General features: G+C 60.2%; 14 protein-coding genes and 1 pseudogene. 9 read left to right on the top strand and 6 right to left on the bottom strand.

The genetic code is table 11. The features are described 5' to 3' along the window. Window positions 1–67: 67 nt before the first annotated feature. Together ACYQ0Z_RS11870 and ACYQ0Z_RS11865 are read right to left on the bottom strand one after the other, a co-directional pair. Entirely contained in the window at window positions 68–1,264 is a 1,197-nt protein-coding gene (locus tag ACYQ0Z_RS11870; protein ID WP_459868500.1) for an ornithine--oxo-acid transaminase, read from the bottom strand. Between the two features lie 827 nt (window positions 1,265–2,091). After that, window positions 2,092–2,643, bottom strand: coding sequence for a glutathione peroxidase (locus ACYQ0Z_RS11865; protein ID WP_459868498.1), 552 nt, complete (start codon window positions 2,641–2,643; stop codon window positions 2,092–2,094). 436 nt (window positions 2,644–3,079) lie between these two features. Here ACYQ0Z_RS11865 and ACYQ0Z_RS11860 point away from each other — a divergent pair. Then, a pseudogene (locus tag ACYQ0Z_RS11860) lies at window positions 3,080–3,275 on the top strand (FAD-dependent monooxygenase); the annotation flags it as partial. 236 nt (window positions 3,276–3,511) lie between these two features. Here ACYQ0Z_RS11860 and leuD read toward each other — a convergent pair. Together leuD and leuC are read right to left on the bottom strand one after the other, a co-directional pair. Further along, complete coding sequence (gene leuD / locus ACYQ0Z_RS11855) at window positions 3,512–4,117, bottom strand: 3-isopropylmalate dehydratase small subunit (protein WP_459868496.1); 606 nt, start codon at window positions 4,115–4,117, stop codon at window positions 3,512–3,514. A gap of 93 nt (window positions 4,118–4,210) precedes the next feature. Beyond that, window positions 4,211–5,617, bottom strand: a complete 1,407-nt coding sequence (gene leuC / locus ACYQ0Z_RS11850; protein WP_459868493.1) for a 3-isopropylmalate dehydratase large subunit — start codon at window positions 5,615–5,617, stop codon at window positions 4,211–4,213. Window positions 5,618–5,942: 325 nt separating this feature from the next. Here leuC and ACYQ0Z_RS11845 point away from each other — a divergent pair, with 325 nt between their 5' ends. Genes ACYQ0Z_RS11845 through ACYQ0Z_RS11830 form a run of 4 tightly spaced genes read left to right on the top strand, consistent with a single transcriptional unit; the run spans window position 5,943 to window position 10,272 of the window. Beyond that, entirely contained in the window at window positions 5,943–6,890 is a 948-nt protein-coding gene (locus ACYQ0Z_RS11845; RefSeq protein ID WP_459868489.1) for a PfkB family carbohydrate kinase, read from the top strand. Between the two features lie 46 nt (window positions 6,891–6,936). Further along, complete coding sequence (locus ACYQ0Z_RS11840) at window positions 6,937–7,872, top strand: LysR family transcriptional regulator (protein ID WP_459868486.1); 936 nt, start codon at window positions 6,937–6,939, stop codon at window positions 7,870–7,872. Next, window positions 7,826–9,358: an MDR family MFS transporter gene (locus ACYQ0Z_RS11835; protein ID WP_459868483.1), complete on the top strand. Its 1,533-nt coding sequence runs from the start codon at window positions 7,826–7,828 to the stop codon at window positions 9,356–9,358. The genes ACYQ0Z_RS11840 and ACYQ0Z_RS11835 overlap by 47 nt, the downstream gene beginning before the upstream one ends. Further along, window positions 9,355–10,272 carry an aldo/keto reductase gene (locus ACYQ0Z_RS11830; protein ID WP_459868480.1) on the top strand — a complete coding sequence of 306 codons (918 nt, stop codon included), beginning with the start codon at window positions 9,355–9,357 and terminating at the stop codon, window positions 10,270–10,272. Before ACYQ0Z_RS11835 ends, ACYQ0Z_RS11830 begins: the two co-directional genes overlap by 4 nt. Window positions 10,273–10,433: 161 nt before the next feature. On the opposite strand, the gene pckA is transcribed toward ACYQ0Z_RS11830, so the two are convergent. Together pckA and ACYQ0Z_RS11820 are read right to left on the bottom strand one after the other, a co-directional pair. Beyond that, the gene (gene pckA / locus ACYQ0Z_RS11825; RefSeq protein WP_459868477.1) at window positions 10,434–12,014 is read right to left on the bottom strand and encodes a phosphoenolpyruvate carboxykinase (ATP); all 1,581 of its coding nucleotides are present in this window, start codon (window positions 12,012–12,014) and stop codon (window positions 10,434–10,436) included. 238 nt (window positions 12,015–12,252) lie between these two features. Further along, a complete protein-coding gene (locus ACYQ0Z_RS11820; RefSeq protein ID WP_459868474.1) occupies window positions 12,253–13,443 on the bottom strand; it encodes an MFS transporter in 1,191 nt (396 codons plus the stop codon). Window positions 13,444–14,252: 809 nt separating this feature from the next. Here ACYQ0Z_RS11820 and ACYQ0Z_RS11815 point away from each other — a divergent pair. Genes ACYQ0Z_RS11815 through ACYQ0Z_RS11800 form a run of 4 tightly spaced genes read left to right on the top strand, consistent with a single transcriptional unit; the run spans window position 14,253 to window position 17,412 of the window. After that, entirely contained in the window at window positions 14,253–15,044 is a 792-nt protein-coding gene (locus ACYQ0Z_RS11815; protein ID WP_459868471.1) for a hypothetical protein, read from the top strand. Further along, the gene (locus ACYQ0Z_RS11810) at window positions 15,037–15,876 is read left to right on the top strand and encodes a hypothetical protein (protein ID WP_459868469.1); all 840 of its coding nucleotides are present in this window, start codon (window positions 15,037–15,039) and stop codon (window positions 15,874–15,876) included. Before ACYQ0Z_RS11815 ends, ACYQ0Z_RS11810 begins: the two co-directional genes overlap by 8 nt. 19 nt (window positions 15,877–15,895) lie before the next feature. Further along, complete coding sequence (locus ACYQ0Z_RS11805; RefSeq protein ID WP_459868466.1) at window positions 15,896–16,690, top strand: DUF2705 family protein; 795 nt, start codon at window positions 15,896–15,898, stop codon at window positions 16,688–16,690. A 23-nt stretch (window positions 16,691–16,713) separates the two neighbouring features. After that, entirely contained in the window at window positions 16,714–17,412 is a 699-nt protein-coding gene (locus tag ACYQ0Z_RS11800; protein WP_459868463.1) for an ABC transporter ATP-binding protein, read from the top strand. Window positions 17,413–17,526 lie beyond the last annotated feature (114 nt).

Raw genomic sequence — 17,526 nt, 5'->3', positions numbered from 1 at the left:
CCCCTTCCAAAGAATAACCAACCCCCGGACGAGCCCGGGGGTGACGTTGCCGAAGGGTCGATCCAACTTACCCCGCAAACACCGCGCGGATGCGCTCCAGCGCCCAGTCGAGCTCGTCCTTGGTGATGACGAGCGGCGGGGCGAAGCGGATCGTGTTTTCGTGGGTCTCCTTGCACAGGAGGCCCTTTTCTTTCAGTTTTTCGCAGTACGGGCGGGCCGGGGTATGCAGTTCCATGCCGACGAGCAGCCCCTTGCCGCGCACTTCCTTGATGTCGGGGTGCTGGATCTTTTTCAGCTCATCCATGAAGTACGCACCCAGTTCGCGTGCCCGGTCGGCCAGCCGCTCCTCCTCGATGACGTCCAGGGCGGCGATGGCCACGGCGCAGGCCAGCGGGTTACCGCCGAAGGTGGAGCCGTGGGAGCCGGGGTTGAACACGCCGAGGATTTCCTCGTCGGCGACCACGGCCGAGACGGGGAAGACGCCGCCACCGAGCGCCTTGCCGAGGATGTAGACGTCGGGCTTGACGCCTTCCCAGTCGCAGGCAAAGAGCTGGCCGGTGCGGCCGAGGCCGGTCTGGATCTCGTCGGCGACGAACAGAACGTTGTGCCGCTTGCACAGCTCGTAAGCCTGGCGCAGGTACCCGTCAGGCGGCACGATGATGCCCGCTTCACCCTGGATCGGCTCAACGAGGAAGGCGACGGTGTTGGGGGTGATGGCCTCCTCCAGCGCGCGGATGTCGCCGTAGGGAATGATCTTGAAACCCGGTGTGAAGGGGCCGAACCCCTCGCGGTACGCCTCCTCCGACGAGAAGGAGATGACGGTGATCGTTCGCCCGTGGAAGTTGTTCTCGCAGACGATGATTTCCGCCTGGTTCTCGGGCACGCCCTTCTTCCAGTACCCCCACCGGCGCACGGCCTTGATGGCCGTTTCCACCGCTTCGGCGCCGGTGTTCATCGGCAATACCATGTCCTTGCCGGTCAGGCGGGAGAGCTTTTCGCAAAACGGGCCGAGCTGGTCGTTGTGGAAGGCCCGCGAGGTGAGGGTGACGCGGTCGGCCTGCTCCTTCAGCGCGCGGATGATTTTCGGATGGCGGTGCCCCTGGTTTACCGCCGAGTAGGCGCTGAGCATGTCCAGGTATCGGTTCCCCTCGACGTCTTCCACCCAGATGCCCTCGGCGCGGGCGATCACAACGGGGAGCGGATGGTAGTTGTGCGCCCCGTAGGTTTCCGTCTGGGTGATCAGTTGCTTGGTTTTGGTGGTCATGGCCATCCTCCTTCGCATGTCCACTCGTTTCTCACCATTATACCGGGAGACGCGGCGCCTTTTGTACCCTCAATCCGTTCTTCCGCGCGACGGGGCCGGGAAGAACAGGCGTGCCGCCGCAAGGCTTCCGGTCCGTTCCGCATCGAGGCGATCATTCTTGCCAGCTTTGTGCTGCTTCTTTTCGTGCAAGAGCAGGCATTGCAACGCATGCACGGCGAGCCCAGTATCAACACGTAGGGGATAAAACGAGCGTGATTCGTTGCGCGCGGGAAATCTTGCAGAGCCGGCCTGAAGGGTTTCCCGTTTTTGATGCGGGTGTTTGGGACGGTGTGGGCAGAGCGGAGACGGCGCAAGGAGGTTGCGAGACCCGGGAGGCGGGTAAAAGCGCGTGCAAATGATGTCGTTTCCGCGAAGCATCGGACCGAATTTCATAAAATGCGCGGGAAAGAGTTCAACGAACAGAATACTGACAATTCAAATTTTATTGATGAAAAATAGTAGTAGTTTCCAAACGTGTATGATAAAATAAAAAACACAGGCAACAAAGGGTGGGGGCTCGCCTACCGCGGTGAACAACCACGGGAGGTGAGACGGATGAAACGCGAAAACCCCCAGGATCTCGCGATCCTGTTGCTGATGCTGCTCTCCCTGGTTGTCGAGATCATTCGATTGGCCCTGCATCAATAAGAAACGGCGCGTTAGTGGCGGCTAACGTGCCTTGGCGACAGGCGAGCGCGCCCTTTGCTGCCTACATTATGTCATTTTACGCACGGTCCGTCAATTCATTCGCGCAACCGTGGCAGCGGGGCCGGGTGCCGGAGCGTGCTTCATTGCAGAACCAGTTGGGCGATGTCTTGTTCAAAATCCAGCGGTTCTTCGTAGGGTTCATAGCGGCGGACGACTTGGCCTTGGCGGTCGATGAGGAATTTGGTGAAATTCCATTTGATCTGATTTCCCATATAATATTCCGGGTATTTGTCCATGATCATTTGTTTCATTAGCTTCGCCACCGGGTTCTCTTCGTCAAATCCCCGGAAGGGCGCTTCGTTTTTCAAGTATTGAAAAAGCGGATGGGCGTTTTCCCCGTTCACGTCCACCTTGGCGAAGACCGGAAAGCGCACGCCGTAGTTCAGCCGGCAAAAACTGGCCACTTCTTCGTTGGTCCCCGGCGCCTGGTTGTCGAATTGGTTGCAGGGGAAACCGAGTATTTCAAAACCGTGGACATGGTATTTCTCATACAGTTTTTGCAGATCTTCCAGCTGAGGGGTAAAGCGGCACGCGCTGGCAATGTTGACAATCATCAATACTTTACCCTTGTATGTATCCAAAGGGACGATTTTTCCGTCAACTGTTTCCGCAGAGAAGGAATAGACCGTCATGATGTCCCCTCCATGATGTAGTATTATTATCATCTGATAATGATTATAAAAATCAACGTCATTTTTTTCAATCCAGTTCCATTCGAAGTCCGTGTGAAGAGGTTAGTAGGCTGTGAAGAGGTTAGTAGGCAAAGACCTCACACGAACCCTTTGCCACAGCCTCTGTTCATATAAACTTGTGTCTCCCCATCCCTCCGTGGCCATTCCCCATTTCCTCTGGCCGCCAACACTCGCGCCAAATGATCCGCGCCTTTCTCGTTCCATCTGGCCCCATGCCGTTTCATCCAGCGCGCCAAGTGGTGAAACACTTGGCCTTCTATCGTAACCAGCCGCCACGCCTCCGGCAGCTGCACGATCCCTTTCCAGATGTTCCTTCCCTTCCCGGTTGTTTTTCAAGCACCTTACGGCGGGGTGGAAGGGGTAGGCCTGGACGTTGGATGTGCATTGCCGCGTTCTCCTCGCCGGTGAAGCTGCCCATCTGTTTGCCCCGTTCGGCGCGCGGGTTGAACTCGGGCGTTCCGGACGCCATTTTGGTCGTTCGGGCGATTCAGAAAGCGCTCCTCGCCAAAGACCGCGTCACGGCAAAGGAAACCATCCGTGCAGCGGCGGAGGAGAGAAGGATGGCAGCCCAACAGCGGGGTGGATTCAGATGGTCATGGTTTCCCAACAGCGGGATGAAAAACGGTACGGACCGAATGGGAAGAACGTGAGGGCGTTGCTCCAACGCCTTGTGCAGATCGAGTGGTTTTCCGCATTGGAAAGGTCGCAGGGACAGAGGGAATCGGAATGGTTTGGCGATCACGTTTATGTAATTTAACGGTTTGGACGCCACACAAAAAGAGGGGGGTTGCCCCCTCTGTTATACATTTTATGGGATGCGGTAATACTCTGGCATTCCTTCTTCATATGCCACAATCTTGTCCGCCTTTTGCAGCGTCAGGCCAATGTCATCGAGGCCGAGAAGGAGGCGTTCACGGCGGTACGGGTCGATGGCGAAGGCCGTCTCCCAACCGTTCTCGTCGCGAACGATGCATCGCTCCAGGTCGACCGTAAGCGTGTAACCCGGCGTGGCTTCGGTGCGGCGGAACAGCTCGTCGACGACGTGTTCGTCCAGCTTCAGCGGCAGGATGCCGTTTTGGAAACAGTTATTGTAGAAGATGTCGGCGAAGGATGGGGCGATGACGACGCGAAAGCCGTAATCCAAGAGGGCCCAGGGAGCGTGCTCACGCGACGATCCGCAGCCGAAGTTGTGCCGTGCCAGGAGAATGCTTGCACCCTGGTAGCGTGGCTGGTTGAGGACAAAGTCGGGGTTGGGCGATCCGTCGTCCCGAAAGCGCCAGTCGTAAAAGAGGAACTGGCCGAAGCCCGTGCGTTCGATGCGCTTTAGAAACTGCTTGGGGATGATGGCGTCGGTGTCGACGTTGACGCGGTCTAACGGGGCAACAAGGCCGGTGTGGACACGAAACGGTTGCATGCGGGTCCCCTCCTCGTCGGCGACATTGGACGGTTCGTGCAATTTGCTGTCGCGGGCGACAAAACGGTGCGCAGCGGTGTGCCTGGGGCGCGCTTAGCCGTCGAGGTCCCATTCGCGGACGTCAACGAAATGGCCGGCGATGGCCGCCGCCGCGGCCATGACCGGGCTGACGAGATGGGTGCGGCCGCCGCGCCCCTGACGTCCCTCAAAGTTGCGGTTGGAAGTGGAGGCGCACCGCTCTCCGGGGGCGAGGATGTCCGGGTTCATTCCCAGACACATGCTGCAGCCCGGCTCGCGCCACTCGAAGCCCGCTTCGCGGAAGATGCGGTCGAGCCCCTCCGCTTCTGCCTGTCGCTTGACGTGCTGCGAACCGGGGACGACCATTGCCCGCACACGGGGATGAACCTTTTTTCCGCGCACGACGCGGGCGGCGGCGCGCAGGTCCTCAATGCGGCTGTTCGTGCAGGAACCGATGAAGACGCGGTCGATGGGGATGTCGGTGATTGGCGTGCCCGGCTCCAGGCCCATGTAGTCCAGTGCTCGCGCTGCCGCCTTGCGCTCCGTTTCGGTGGGGAAGTCGTCCGGATCGGGCACGCGGCCCGTCACCGGTACGCCCATGGCCGGGTTGGTCCCCCAGGTGACCATTGGGGCCAGTTCGGATGCGTTCAGGGTCACGCGGGCGTCGTACGTGGCGCCGGGATCGGTGGGGAGGGCCTGCCAGTCGGCCAAGGCCCGCTCCCAGGCTGCTCCCTTCGGTGTGTAGCGGCGACCTTCCAGGTAGGCGAAGGTGGTGTCGTCGGGGGCGATCATGCCCGCCCGCGCGCCGGCCTCGATCGACATGTTGCATACGGTCATGCGTTCTTCCATCGTCAGGGCGCGGATGGCCTCGCCGGTGTACTCGATCACGTGCCCGGTGGCAAAGTCGGTCCCGTAGGCCGCGATGAGGGCCAGGATCAGGTCCTTGGCCGTCACGCCGCGACTCAGGCAGCCGTCAACGCGCACTTCCATCGTTTTGGGCTTGTACTGCGGCAGGCATTGCGTGGCCAGCACGTGTTCCACTTCGCTCGTGCCGATGCCAAAGGCCAGGGCCCCGAAGGCGCCATGGGTCGAAGTGTGGCTGTCGCCGCACACGATCGTCTTGCCGGGGAGGGTGAGGCCGAGCTCCGGCCCGATTACGTGGACGATGCCCTGGTCGGGGTGGCCCAATCCGGCGAGGCGGATGCCGAACTCCCGGCAGTTCCGCTCCAGCGTCTCGATCTGTTGCTTGGCGATCGGGTCGGTGAGGGTGAACGGGTCGTCCGTGGGGACGTTGTGGTCCATGGTGGCGAAGGTAAGGTCGGGCCGGCGAACGCGGCGTCCGGCCAGGCGCAGTCCTTCAAAGGCCTGTGGCGACGTCACTTCGTGGACGAGGTGCAGGTCGATGTAGAGGAGGGCCGGTTTGCCCGGTTCTTCGTCGATCACGTGGGCGTCCCAGATCTTTTCGAACAGGGTCCGCGGCATTGTTGCTCTCCCTCCTGCGTGAGGATTTGGTTTCAACGTACCATCGCCCGAATCATAGTTCAAATATATGATGTTTATATTTATGATTTGTTTTACCTATGATAGGCGTGTCCGGAACGAACGAGGCGACCGTCGCGTCGCCTTTTCTCCGTGATCGCAGGGGGGAACCGGTACGGCTTGGCGGGCCACATGGTGAACCGGTAGAATGAAAAGGAAAGCGCATTGACGTGCGGGCGGAAGATCCCGGTGCAGGGCGCCGCGGGCCGCCCGGGAAAGCCGATGCCAAAGGACGGAAGACCGCCGATGGACGGGGGAGAGGAACGCAATGCACACCGTGGTCACCCTGGGCGAGCTTCTCATCGACTTTGTGCCCGAGGAAAACGGCCTGCCGCTGGCTGCCGTCCCCGCCTTCCGCAAGGCGCCGGGGGGTGCCCCGGCCAATGTGGCCGCGGCGGTGGCCAAGCTGGGGGGGCGGGCGCGATTTGTGGGCAAGGTGGGCGACGACCCCTTCGGCTGGTTTCTGCGCGCCGTCCTCGAGGAGACGGGTGTCGACACCCGGTCGCTCCTCCTCGCCCCAGATGCGAAGACGACCTTGGCCTTCGTCTCGCTTCGCGCCGATGGGGAGCGCGACTTCCTCTTCTACCGCGATCCGGGCGCCGACACACTGCTTTCCCCGGAGGAGCTGGACGGTTCCTGGCTGGATGACGCGGCGGTCTTTCATTTCGGGTCGGTGTCGCTGTCGGCGGAGCCGGCGCGCAGCGCCACACGGCAGATGGCCAAACGGGCGCGGGAGCAGGGGCTCCTCGTCAGTTACGATCCCAATCTGCGTCCCGCCCTGTGGCCGTCGGATGCGGCAATGCGCGAGGAAGCGGCGTCGGCTGTGGCCCTGGCCGACGTGGTGAAGGTAAGCGAATCGGAACTGGACGCCCTGGCCGGCGACAAGGGACCCGCGTTCTTCTTCGACCGCGGCGTCTCGCTCCTGGTGGTCACCAAGGGAGAAGCGGGGTGTGTGTATCACACCCCGCACGCCTCGGGAATGGTTCCGGGATTTGCGGTGCGGGCCGTGGATACCACTGGAGCTGGCGACGGGTTTGTCGGCGGGCTGCTCGTCCAGCTGGCCCAGTGGGCGAAAGATCGCCCATGGGAGGATGAGACGTGGCTTCGCCGGGCGCTGCGCTTTGCGAACGCCGTCGGGGCCCTCGTGACCACGAAGCGGGGAGCCATTCCTGCATTGCCGACACGCGAGGAGGTCTTGGCCTTCCTGGGTGCATGACCATATCGGGTGCCTTCGACGGGAAACGGGCAAAGGAGAGGGGCCCATGGAATTGCGGCAACTGCGGTACGTCGTCGCCGTGGCCGAAACGCGGCATATCTCCCGCGCGGCGGAGCAGCTGCACATCGCCCAACCTTCCTTGAGCCAACAGATCGCCAAGCTGGAACGGGAGCTGGGAGTGCCGCTCTTTTCCCGCCGCTCCAGCGGCGTGGAGCTGACCGATGCGGGGGTGCGCTTCGTGGAGCGGGCCCGGCGCATCCTTGAACTGGTGGCTGATTTGCAGCGCGAAATGGCCGATGTGGCGGAGCTGAAGAAAGGGCGGCTGGTGATCGGCAGCCTGCCCGTGACGGGCGCCCATGTGCTGCCGCGCGTGCTGCCTGCTTTCCGCGCGCGCTACCCGGGGATCGAGGTGCAGCTGGTGGAGGAGACGACGGCCCAGCTGATCGAGCGCACCGCGCGTGGCCACGTCGACCTGGCCTTGCTTACCCTGCCCCTTGACCCCGAGGTTCTGGCGTGGGAGGTGTTGGGCGAAGAAGAGATCCTTCTCGCCATTCCGCCGGACCATCCGCTGCGCCGGCAGGGCGAGGTGCCGATCGGCTCCCTGGCCGACGAGGCGTTCATCTTCCTCAAGGAAGGCCAGGGCTTTCGCCAGATTGCCCTCGAGTTGTGCCGCCGGGCGGGGTTTGAGCCGCGCATCGTCTTCGAGTCGAGCCACATCGAAACGGTGCAGTCCCTCGTTGCAGCCGGAATGGGCGTGGCCTTCGTGCCGCGCATGGTGGCGCGCAGCGGATGGGAAGCGTTTCCTCCGGCCTATGTGCACCTGGCCGAGCGCCCACACCGCACCCTGGTGCTGGCGTGGCGCAAGGCGGGGTACCGTAGCCGGGCAGCCGAAACCTTTGTCCGCCTGAGTCGAGCGTTGTGGGGGGGAGAGGGTCATGCGGCGGGGGAGCCCGGCAACGGAGCCGCAGGTGGCGGAACGTAAACGGCCGGGGCGGCGGACAACGAATCGGCGTCTGGTTTTCTCCGCCGTGCTGTTGGCCATGTTCATGGCTGCGGTCGAGGTGACCATCGTCGGAACGGCCATGCCGCGCATCGTCGCCGACTTGGGCGGTTTTGCCCTGCTCGGGTGGGTATTTTCGGCCTATTTGCTCACGCAGGCCGTCACCATGCCCCTGTGGGGGAAGCTGGCCGACCTCTACGGCCGCAAGCCGGCATTTGTGGTCGGTACCGGGCTCTTTTTGGTCGGTTCGCTCCTGTGCGGCATGGCCACCAGCATGCCGACGCTGATCGCCTTCCGGGCGCTGCAGGGCCTGGGTGCCGGCGCCGTTCAGCCGATCGCCACGACGATCGTCGGCGATCTCTACACCCTGGAGGAGCGGGCCAAGGTTCAGGGCTACCTGTCCGGCGTGTGGGGCGTGTCGGCCATCATTGGGCCGGCGTTGGGGGCGCTGTTCGTCGAGGTCCTGCATTGGTCGTGGGTGTTCTGGGTAAACGTCCCGATCGGGCTGTTGGCCATCGCGGGGGTGGCCCTCTTCCTCCACGAGGACGTGGCGAAGAAATCCCCTGCACTCGATTGGCCCGGTGCGGCGCTCCTCCTCGTCTCCATCGCCGCGCTGATGTTGGCCCTCATCCAGGGGGGCGTGGCCTGGACGTGGATCTCGCTGCCGAGCCTCTCCCTGCTGGCCGTCTTTTTCCTGGGCGTCGTCGCATTCCTGCTGTGGGAACGGCGGGCCGCGGATCCGATTATGCCCCTTGCCGTATGGCGACACCGCGTCATTGCCTTGTCCAACGCGGCGTCGCTCACCACCGGGGCGCTGCTCATCGCCGTATCGTCATACCTGCCGACCTATGTGCAGGGCGTGCTCGAGCGGTCTGCGCTGGTGGCCGGGTTTACCCTCACGGCGATGTCTGTCGGTTGGCCGCTGGCGGCGACGCTGTCGGGCAAGGCCATGGTGCGCTTCGGCTTTCGCCCCGTGGCGGTGGTTGGCGGCGTCTTTCTGCTCGTCGGTGCGGCCTTCTTTGTCACGCTCATTCCGCAGCACGGTCCGGTATGGGCCGCCCTGGGATCCTTTTTCACCGGTGTCGGCATGGGCTTTGCCACCACCACCTTCGTCGTGGCGGTACAGAGCAGTGTCGACTGGCACATGCGCGGCGTGGCCACGGCGGCCAATCTCTTCATGCGCGTGCTTGGGGGCACGTTGGGCGCGGCGCTGCTCGGGAGCGTCCTCAACACGCGGCTGCGCGTTCACCTCGAAGCGGCGGGCTTGGCCGGCGCGGACCCGCTTCGCGACGTCGACCGCTTGCTCGACCCGGTGCAGCGCCTGCATCTGGCCCCTGAGGCAGTGGCGCGCCTGCAGGAGGGGCTGGCGGCGTCCCTTAAAGCCGTTTACTGGGGGACGGCGGCACTGGCGGTGGTCAGCTTCGCCGTGATTCTCTTGCTACCGCGAAAAGGGAGGGAAAACGCATGAAGTATCGCCGGTTGGGACGGACAGGTCTGAAGGTGTCGGTCATCGGCCTGGGAACGTGGCAGTTCGGAGGTGAATGGGGGAAAACCTTCACGCAGGAGGAAGTGAACGTCATCCTCGGGCGGGCGAAGGAGCTCGGCATCAACTTCATCGACACCGCCGAGTGCTACGGCGACCACCTATCGGAAGCCCTCATTGGCCAAGCAATCCGCGGCGAACGCGACCGGTGGGTCGTGGCCACCAAGTTCGGGCACAAGTTTCACGGCTTTCGCGACCGCACCGAGCACTGGTCGGCCGCCGAAGTGCGCCAGCAGCTGGAAGAATCCTTGAAGGCGCTCCAGACGGACTACATCGACCTGTACCAGTTCCATTCCGGGACCAACGAGGTCTTTGACAACGACGAACTGTGGACGATGCTGGACAAAGAAAAACAGGCCGGCAAGATCCGCTTCCTGGGCATTTCCTTGAACAAGAAAAACAGCATGCACCAGGTGGAAGCGGCCACGCGCGTGGGTGCCGACGTGATCCAGATCGTTTACAACCGCCTCGATCGCCGGCCGGAGGAGGACGTTTTCCCGTCCTGCCAGCGCCAGGATCTCGGCGTGTTGGCCCGCGTGCCGCTGGCAAGCGGCTACCTGAGCGGCAAATACCGCCCCGATGCCGTGTTCGGTGAGCGGGATGTGCGCCGCTATGACGAGGAACGGGAGAAAAAGCTGCGCCTGGTGGAGGAGATTCGCCGCACGGAGGTCCCGGAGGGCGTCGACATGGCCCAGTGGGCCCTCGCCTGGTGCCTGCAGCACCCGGCTGTTACCTGCGTCATCCCCGGCGTCAAGAACGTCGAGCAGGTGGAGGCCAACGCCAAGGCGGCGGAGCTCGACCTTGTGCGCGACGACCATCCCCAGGCATGGCGGGAGTAAGGGAACAGGATGGCTGCCGGTACAACCGACCGGCAGCCTTTGTTGTTGCACCATCGGGGCGAAGCAGCACAAAAAGCCGCGTGCGATGGGCGCACGCGGCGTGAGTAGCCTAAAGTATGGAAAGGGGTGATGGTGAAGGGCGACGTGTTTGTGAACCTGTTTTACGCCCGCGGCCCGGCGGCGCGGATGGCGTCGTCGACATCCGTGAATTTGGTAAAGTTCTCGGCGAAGCGGCGGGCCAGTTCCCGCGCGTGCCGGTCGTAGGCGTCCTTATCGGTCCACGTGTTGCGCGGGTCGAGGACCTCGCTCGGTACGCCCGGGCAGCGGTCGGGCACGAGCACGCCGAAGACGGGGTGGGGCGTGAACGACGCCTCCTCCAGCGCGCCGGTAATGGCCGCCGTGACCATCGCCCGCGTGTAGGCGAGGTTCATCCGCTTGCCCACGCCGTAGGGGCCGCCCGACCATCCCGTGTTGACGAGGTAGACGCGCGTGTTGTGGCGTTCGATCTTCTCCCCGAGCATCCGCGCGTACACCTTTGCAGGCAGGGGCAGGAACGGCGCGCCGAAGCAGGTCGAGAAGGTCGCCTGCGGTTCGGTGACGCCCCGCTCCGTGCCGGCTAGCTTGCTGGTGTAGCCCGACAGGAAGTGGTACATGGCCTGCTCGCGCGTCAGCTTGGCGATGGGTGGCAGCACGCCAAAGGCATCGGCGGTGAGAAAGAGGATGACATTCGGATGGCCGGCACGCCCCGGAATCACCGCGCCGGGGATGTAGTCGACGGGGTAGGCGGCGCGGGTGTTCTCCGTCCGCGACGCGTTGTCGTAGTCCGGGCGGCGCGTCACCGGGTCGATCACCACGTTTTCCAGCACCGCACCGAAGCGGATTGCCTGGTAGATTTGCGGTTCCTTTTCGGCGGACAACCCGATGCACTTGGCGTAGCATCCGCCCTCAAGGTTAAAGACGCCGACGTCCGACCAGCCGTGTTCGTCGTCGCCGATCAGGAAGCGGTTCGGGTCGGCCGAAAGGGTGGTCTTGCCCGTACCGGACAGGCCGAAAAAGAGGGCCACGTCGCCGTCTTTCCCCACGTTGGCCGAGCAGTGCATGGGGAAGACGCCTTGTTCGGGCAGCAGCGCGTTCATCACGCTGAAAATGGACTTCTTGATTTCCCCGGCGTACTGCGTGCCAACGATAAGCACGAGGCGCTTTTCAAAGCTGATGCCGACAAACACTTCCGAGTTCGTGCCGTGAACGGCGGGGTCGGCCTGGAAGCTCGGCGCGGAGATGACGGTAAAGGCCGGGCGATGGGCGGCCAGCTCTTCCGGTGTGGGGCGGAGAAACAACTGGCGGGCGAACAGGTTGTGCCAGGCCGTTTCCGTCACCACCCGCAGGGGGAGCCGGTAAGCCGGGTCTGCGCCGGCGAAGCCGTCGAACACAAACAGGTCGCGCCCTTTCAGGTACGCAAGGACGTCGGCCAGGAGCCGGTCAAAGGCTTCCGGGGGGAAGGGCTGGTTGACGGGACCCCAGGCGATCCGGTCGCGCATTGACGGCTCGTCGACGATGAACTTGTCCTTGGGGGAACGCCCGGTATATTTCCCCGTGGTGACGGCGAGCGCGCCGTCCGCGGTGAGCGTGCCCTCTCCGCGCTTGACGGCCAGTTCCACGAGGGCCGCGGCAGGGAGGTTGGCGTAAACGGCGCTTTCGGCAAGCACCTCGTCGAGGGAATGCTGAACGGTCTTGGTGTCCATACGATCGTTCCTTTCCCTGAAAATGTTCGCGTTGAAGCCGAAGAACCGGAAGTCCGTTTGAAACCCTGTCAAACTGCCATCACAACGTGACGAATCCGCTAAATAGTATAACACATTGTGCAGAATCGTCTATACTCGCTCTGGTGGCATCCGTCGGGTGTGCTGGGGGGCTCCATACCAAGGGAACAAAAAATGAAAAACGCCGCCGATTTTCAATCGTCCTCCTGTTCATCGGCAATCACGTACGCAGCTTTTTGAGAGATCGTGACGGCAGATTTTTTGCTGCCGCATACCCTAGGTAGACCAGAAGGAAGACCACAAAACACAGCGCGGTGAGGCGATACATCACGGCAAAGCTGGTGAGGCCGGCGATGGGGCCCAGGAGCATCGCCCCGCTGCCAATGCCCAGGTCAAAAGCGGAAAAGAACGTAGCGGTGGCCGATCCGCGCTTTTGCGGGGGCACGCGCTGGATGAGCCACGCCTGCAGGGTGGGTTGGATGGCGCCGAACGCGATCCCGTACAGCATGGCGGCCAGCACCAGGCCGCCGAGGGTGGAGGCGTAGGAGAGCACCAGCAGGCCCGCCATTCCGAACCACGCCCCCGGCATCAGCACCCAAAATGGGCCTTTCCGGTCAAACAGGATCCCGGCCACCGGCCGGACGACGAGCAAAAACAGGGCATTCACGGTGAAAAACCATCCGATGTTGGCGATCCCGATTTCGTTCCCGAACAGGGGAAGGAAGCTGACAAGGCCCCCATAGGTGAAGGTCACGAACATTACCAGAAAAGAGGGAAACAGCGCTTTTCTTTCGAACAGGCCCGCCCAAAAGGGTTTCGTGCCCACGGTTGCGCCGTTTTCCGGCAACGCGGGGATCCGCACCAGCTGCGTCAGGGCCAGCGAGAGGAGGGTGCTCGCGGCAGCAATCGGGAACAGGAGGCCAAAGCCGAACCGGTTGAGGATCCCGATGCCCATCAACGGCGCGACGGCCATCGCCAGCGTGGAGGAAAACCCGAAGTATCCCATCCCTTCCCCCCGCCGGGAGGGCGGAATGAGGTCGGACGCGATCGTCCCGTAGGCGGTGGTCGAAATCCCCCAGCCGACGCCGTGCAGGATTCGCGTCAACAAGATGGAAAGGACGGAAGGGGCAATGCCATAGCTGACAATGGCACACAAGTTGAGGAGCAAGCCGACAACCAAGATCCGTTTGCGTCCGGTCCAATCCAGCGCAGCGCCGGTAAACGGGCGGATCAGCAGCGCAAAAATGGTGAAGATGCCGGTGATGAGGCCGACGTCAGTCTGGTTTCCGCCGTGTTGTGTGACATAAACCGGAAGAGTGGGCACGAGCATCTGAAATCCGAAAAATTGAAACAGATTGGCCAGGGAAAGCAACACAAAGTCTTTCGTCCACAGCTTTTCTTTCAATTTCACACCTCTTTCTACAGGGGATTCACATGCGCGGTCTGCGTGGGCGTGTTCTTGCCTATTGTATTCCCTTTTTCTCGGCTTCATCAACAAGATGTCCCGCCCGCAATCACCACCCGTTGCGGTTTCTGAACGGTTGACAACGAGGAAGTTGCGTCGCGCAAATGACCGAAGGCCACCTGCGCGGAAGGCAGGTGGCCTATTCGTTTTCCCGATTCTCGGGAGGTGGTGACAATGATGGCCACGTCGATGACTCGGGCACAGCAGCCAACACCTAAATATGATCAACTCGTGTGCTAGAAACATCTAATAGAGCCTTATATACCCTAACAAACATGGTAAATCAATATCAATAGCTTCGAACTTCTCCTTCTAGTAAGAATCCTACCAAAAATGCTTGACAGATCCAGTGATCCAAACTACAATGATGGTGGAAAATATTCTATCAATTATGGATGAGTTGTAAAATGAAGAAACGTTTACTTGCAACCTGCGCTGGCATTGCACTGGGGGCTGTGCTGGCTGGAAATGCGTTGGCCAGCGGTTATAGTGAATGGGCGCAATTGAAGAGTTCCGTCGTGGGCGGCAACTATGTAAATTATACGATAATACCGCCGTCTCGGATTGGTACTCGATTGGCGACGGCACATCCCTATACAAACCCATCAACGCCTATCCTGGTCAGTATGTACATGTACGATTGATGTCCGCGCGACAGGAAACTGGAGTCCTGATGCTCCAAACTATTAATAAAAATAACACTTTTCTTACGGGGGCTTCCGACAGCCCCCGTCTGTCGTGAGGAGGGACTGGTAATGTGGAAAGCCGAATTCCAACGAGCATTCCTGGGGATTCCGTTTTGGCTTGCCGTTGTAATCGGCACACTGTTATGCATGATCGGGCTTTCCAGTTATTTTGAAGGCCCGAACGTAATTCCCGGTGCACATCCGTTTCATCGAAATGCCTATGAAGCGTGGCTATTTGCGTATGCGGAAGGTCCTACAGCGCTGTTTGTTGTCCTGGCACCTTTGCTGGCTGTTTTGCCGCACGCCGATGCATATGTCATGGATCGTACGACCGGCTACCTGCGGTTTGTTCTTCTTCGGGTGCCGCGTTGGCGCTATTTCCTGATGCGGTTGGCGGTTGTGGCCTTGTCTGGTGGAATTGCCACTGCATTACCGCTAATCATCATCTTCGGTATCACGAACCTGATGTTGCCCCGTGGGCTTCCGCCTAGGAGTCCGGGTGAACTTGAGCCGATAAGCTTTTTGAATGTAGTTTACTGGAGCAATCCAGATGTATTTGTGTTCATCGCCACGGGATTAGCCTTTTTGTTTGGCGCGGTTTACGCAACCTTTGGGTTTGCTGTATCCGCTTATGTGGACAAGCGCTACCTGGCGCTGGTCACTCCTTTTGTGTTCTATCATGTGACCAATTTTGTCCTGGCCGCACTGGGACTTGAGGAATGGACGCCACTGGGGATGTGGGTACCGTTTGGGATCACCACATCAACCGCTTTTTCCGTGTTCGCCCAACTTATGCTGATGTTGACCGCCACATTGCTTGCCTTTGCCCTACGGGAAACGAGGCGATCAGTGCATGCGTGAACGGAAAGGACAACCGCAACGTTTGGTCCATTTGGTGAGAGTCGAACTGATTCAACGACTGACATCATGGCGCTGGGCGGTATGTGCCTTTCTATTCATCCTTGTGACATACCTGCAAGGGGGAAGAGTGCTGGTTAATGCCGCGAACCAAAACGAATATGTCAACATATGGGACGCCCTGTTTTCGATTTTCGCCAATCGTTACACTTTGATGTTTGTGCTCATCCCTTTGTACTTGTATGGAATCAGCGATCTCGTGGTCGAACGAGGTTGGGGAGAAATCTATGCGTTACGGTGCGGGTCGCGCAAGTGGTGGTGGTACGGAAAAGCCGCGGCATTAGCTGTGGTAACAGCGACCTATGTGGCGCTCGGAATGGCACTGGTGGGCGGGACCTCAACCTTCGCGTTTCCGGCGGAAGGGAACTGGAGCACATACGCACGGCAAACCCTGGCTGATTTGTATCTGTCCCCGATGTTGTTGGCCTTTCCACCTGGATTAAGCTTGCTGATTTTAGGTGTTTGGCTGTTTCTCAGCCTATACGGGTTCGGGATGATAACGATCGCCCTTTCATTGCAGTTGAACGCACCGGTCTATGGATTTACCGGAGGTATGGCACTCTTGTTTTTCGGTTTTCTGCTAATCGATCTCCCTATATTCTCTTGGGTACACATGGTTTCACCGACCTATCACCTACTCATCCTGAGCGCGATGGATCGTTACTCCGTGCTGGCCTTGTCATTTGGCTATTGGCTGGTCTGGATCGTCCTGATTGGGTTTTGGGGGCTTCGACTCAGCCAAACACGCCATTTTTTAACGAAAGGTCGCACGTGAACGTGGGGAGGGACGCGGCATGTCATTTCGCTTGTTTCATTGGATGTTCCTAACCACGTTTCGTGGCTGGCATCTAGGGGTCAGCGGGGTGGTGTTTGCATTTCTCGCGTGGCGCAGTGTTCAAAAGGCGGTAATCGTATCCGGGGAATCAGCCACGATGCTCGATGCCGTTTTTTTCGCCTTTTGTGGTCCAACAAAAGAAAACCTCTATTTTCTCGATGGCCTTGCCTGGATGTTGCCGCTGTTTCTCCTGTTTTACTTTTTTGGGGACTCGACTCGCCGAGAGTTAGATATAAACGGTGTGTTCATCTTGCTTCGCGTGCAATCGCGCTTGCGTTGGTGGACAGCAAAGGCGATCGCACTACTAGTAGCCGTGTTGGCGGTGTATGCGTGGGCGGTTTTAATAGTGGGGTTGGTCGCTTGGGGGATGTTGGGAAGCGGAAAGAGCGGGCTCTCCTTGACGGTGGACAACACCACAATAAGAGTATCAGATTTGATCTGGACCTTTGGTCTTCATGCGTTGACCGGATTTGCCCTAGTGTTGGCCCAAAACGTGCTGGCACTGGTGATGCGCCCCGTCTTCGCTTTTTTCGTTGTGGTGACGGTGGTGGTAAGCTCCTGGATGAGCGGCGCACTACCTGTCGAGGCGCTGCGCTGGATGCCGGGTAACCAGGGAATTGTAATGCGCCATACTTTGTTTGATCCGGAAGTCTTCGATTTTTCCTTAATCTGGTCCCTTGGGTATAACAGTTTGCTGATAGGCTTGCTTGCTTGGGTTGGCGCATGGCGCTTGCATCGGATGAACATTTCCTAGAACCGAAGAAGAGGGGGGAGACGATGACTGCGGCAGGGCGAGTGAACGAAACGGTTGTGCACGTGAAAAACGTGACCGTACGCATTAAGAACCAAGTGGTGCTAGAGCGGATCAACTTGCAGTTGGATAAAGGGAAAATTTACGGCATCATTGGACGAAACGGTTCGGGGAAGACCATGTTGCTCCGCGTATTGTGCGGGCTGGTTCGGCCCAGCGAAGGGGAGGTGTGGGTGCTCGGGCGCGAAATCGGCCGGGCCGGAGCCTTTCCTGATGAGGTGGGAGCCGTCATCGAGACACCGGGTTTCTTACCGCAATACAGCGGTTTGAAAAACCTGAAATTGCTGGCTTCCCTTCGCAACCGCATCGATGAGGACGACATCAGAGAGGCTATCCGGCTGGTAGGGCTTGATCCGGAGAACAAAAAACCGGTGCGTACCTATTCTCTCGGTATGCGCCAGCGTCTGGGCCTGGCACAGACGATCATGGAAAAACCTCGGCTCCTGCTCTTGGATGAACCGTCTAACGGCTTGGATCAGGAGGGTGTGCGCGACCTACACATCCTGTTGCGCAACCTGCGTAGCAAAGGGGTCACGATTTTGCTGACCAGCCACAGCCGGGAGGAAATTGAGACACTTTGTGATGCCGTGTATTACATGGAACGGGGACGGCTCGAAGCCTTGCCAGAAGTCCAGGGATCACTTCCAATAGAAAAACATCTGTAGAGCTTTAAAGCCCTCTTTTTTTACATCGGAGGTGATCACATGAAAACCGTCATCAGCACCAAATCTTCCGAGCAGATCTTGGCCAGCCGCGCGGCTTGTTGTGAAGACGGGCGC

This window comes from Calditerricola yamamurae, assembly GCF_054654135.1.
Note: the sequence above shows the minus strand (reverse complement) of the source record. Positions and strands in the feature narration are given on the sequence as shown.

Coding starts and splice junctions, on each gene's coding strand:
- leuC (WP_459868493.1), bottom strand. CDS start 5,617: ATGCCGCGGACCCTGTTCGAAAAGATCTGGGACGCCCACGTGATCGAC.
- ACYQ0Z_RS11805 (WP_459868466.1), top strand. CDS start 15,896: ATGTCATTTCGCTTGTTTCATTGGATGTTCCTAACCACGTTTCGTGGC.
- leuD (WP_459868496.1), bottom strand. CDS start 4,117: ATGCAACCGTTTCGTGTCCACACCGGCCTTGTTGCCCCGTTAGACCGC.
- ACYQ0Z_RS11810 (WP_459868469.1), top strand. CDS start 15,037: ATGCGTGAACGGAAAGGACAACCGCAACGTTTGGTCCATTTGGTGAGA.
- ACYQ0Z_RS11835 (WP_459868483.1), top strand. CDS start 7,826: ATGCGGCGGGGGAGCCCGGCAACGGAGCCGCAGGTGGCGGAACGTAAA.
- pckA (WP_459868477.1), bottom strand. CDS start 12,014: ATGGACACCAAGACCGTTCAGCATTCCCTCGACGAGGTGCTTGCCGAA.
- ACYQ0Z_RS11865 (WP_459868498.1), bottom strand. CDS start 2,643: ATGACGGTCTATTCCTTCTCTGCGGAAACAGTTGACGGAAAAATCGTC.
- ACYQ0Z_RS11815 (WP_459868471.1), top strand. CDS start 14,253: ATGTGGAAAGCCGAATTCCAACGAGCATTCCTGGGGATTCCGTTTTGG.
- ACYQ0Z_RS11845 (WP_459868489.1), top strand. CDS start 5,943: ATGCACACCGTGGTCACCCTGGGCGAGCTTCTCATCGACTTTGTGCCC.
- ACYQ0Z_RS11840 (WP_459868486.1), top strand. CDS start 6,937: ATGGAATTGCGGCAACTGCGGTACGTCGTCGCCGTGGCCGAAACGCGG.
- ACYQ0Z_RS11800 (WP_459868463.1), top strand. CDS start 16,714: ATGACTGCGGCAGGGCGAGTGAACGAAACGGTTGTGCACGTGAAAAAC.
- ACYQ0Z_RS11830 (WP_459868480.1), top strand. CDS start 9,355: ATGAAGTATCGCCGGTTGGGACGGACAGGTCTGAAGGTGTCGGTCATC.
- ACYQ0Z_RS11870 (WP_459868500.1), bottom strand. CDS start 1,264: ATGACCACCAAAACCAAGCAACTGATCACCCAGACGGAAACCTACGGG.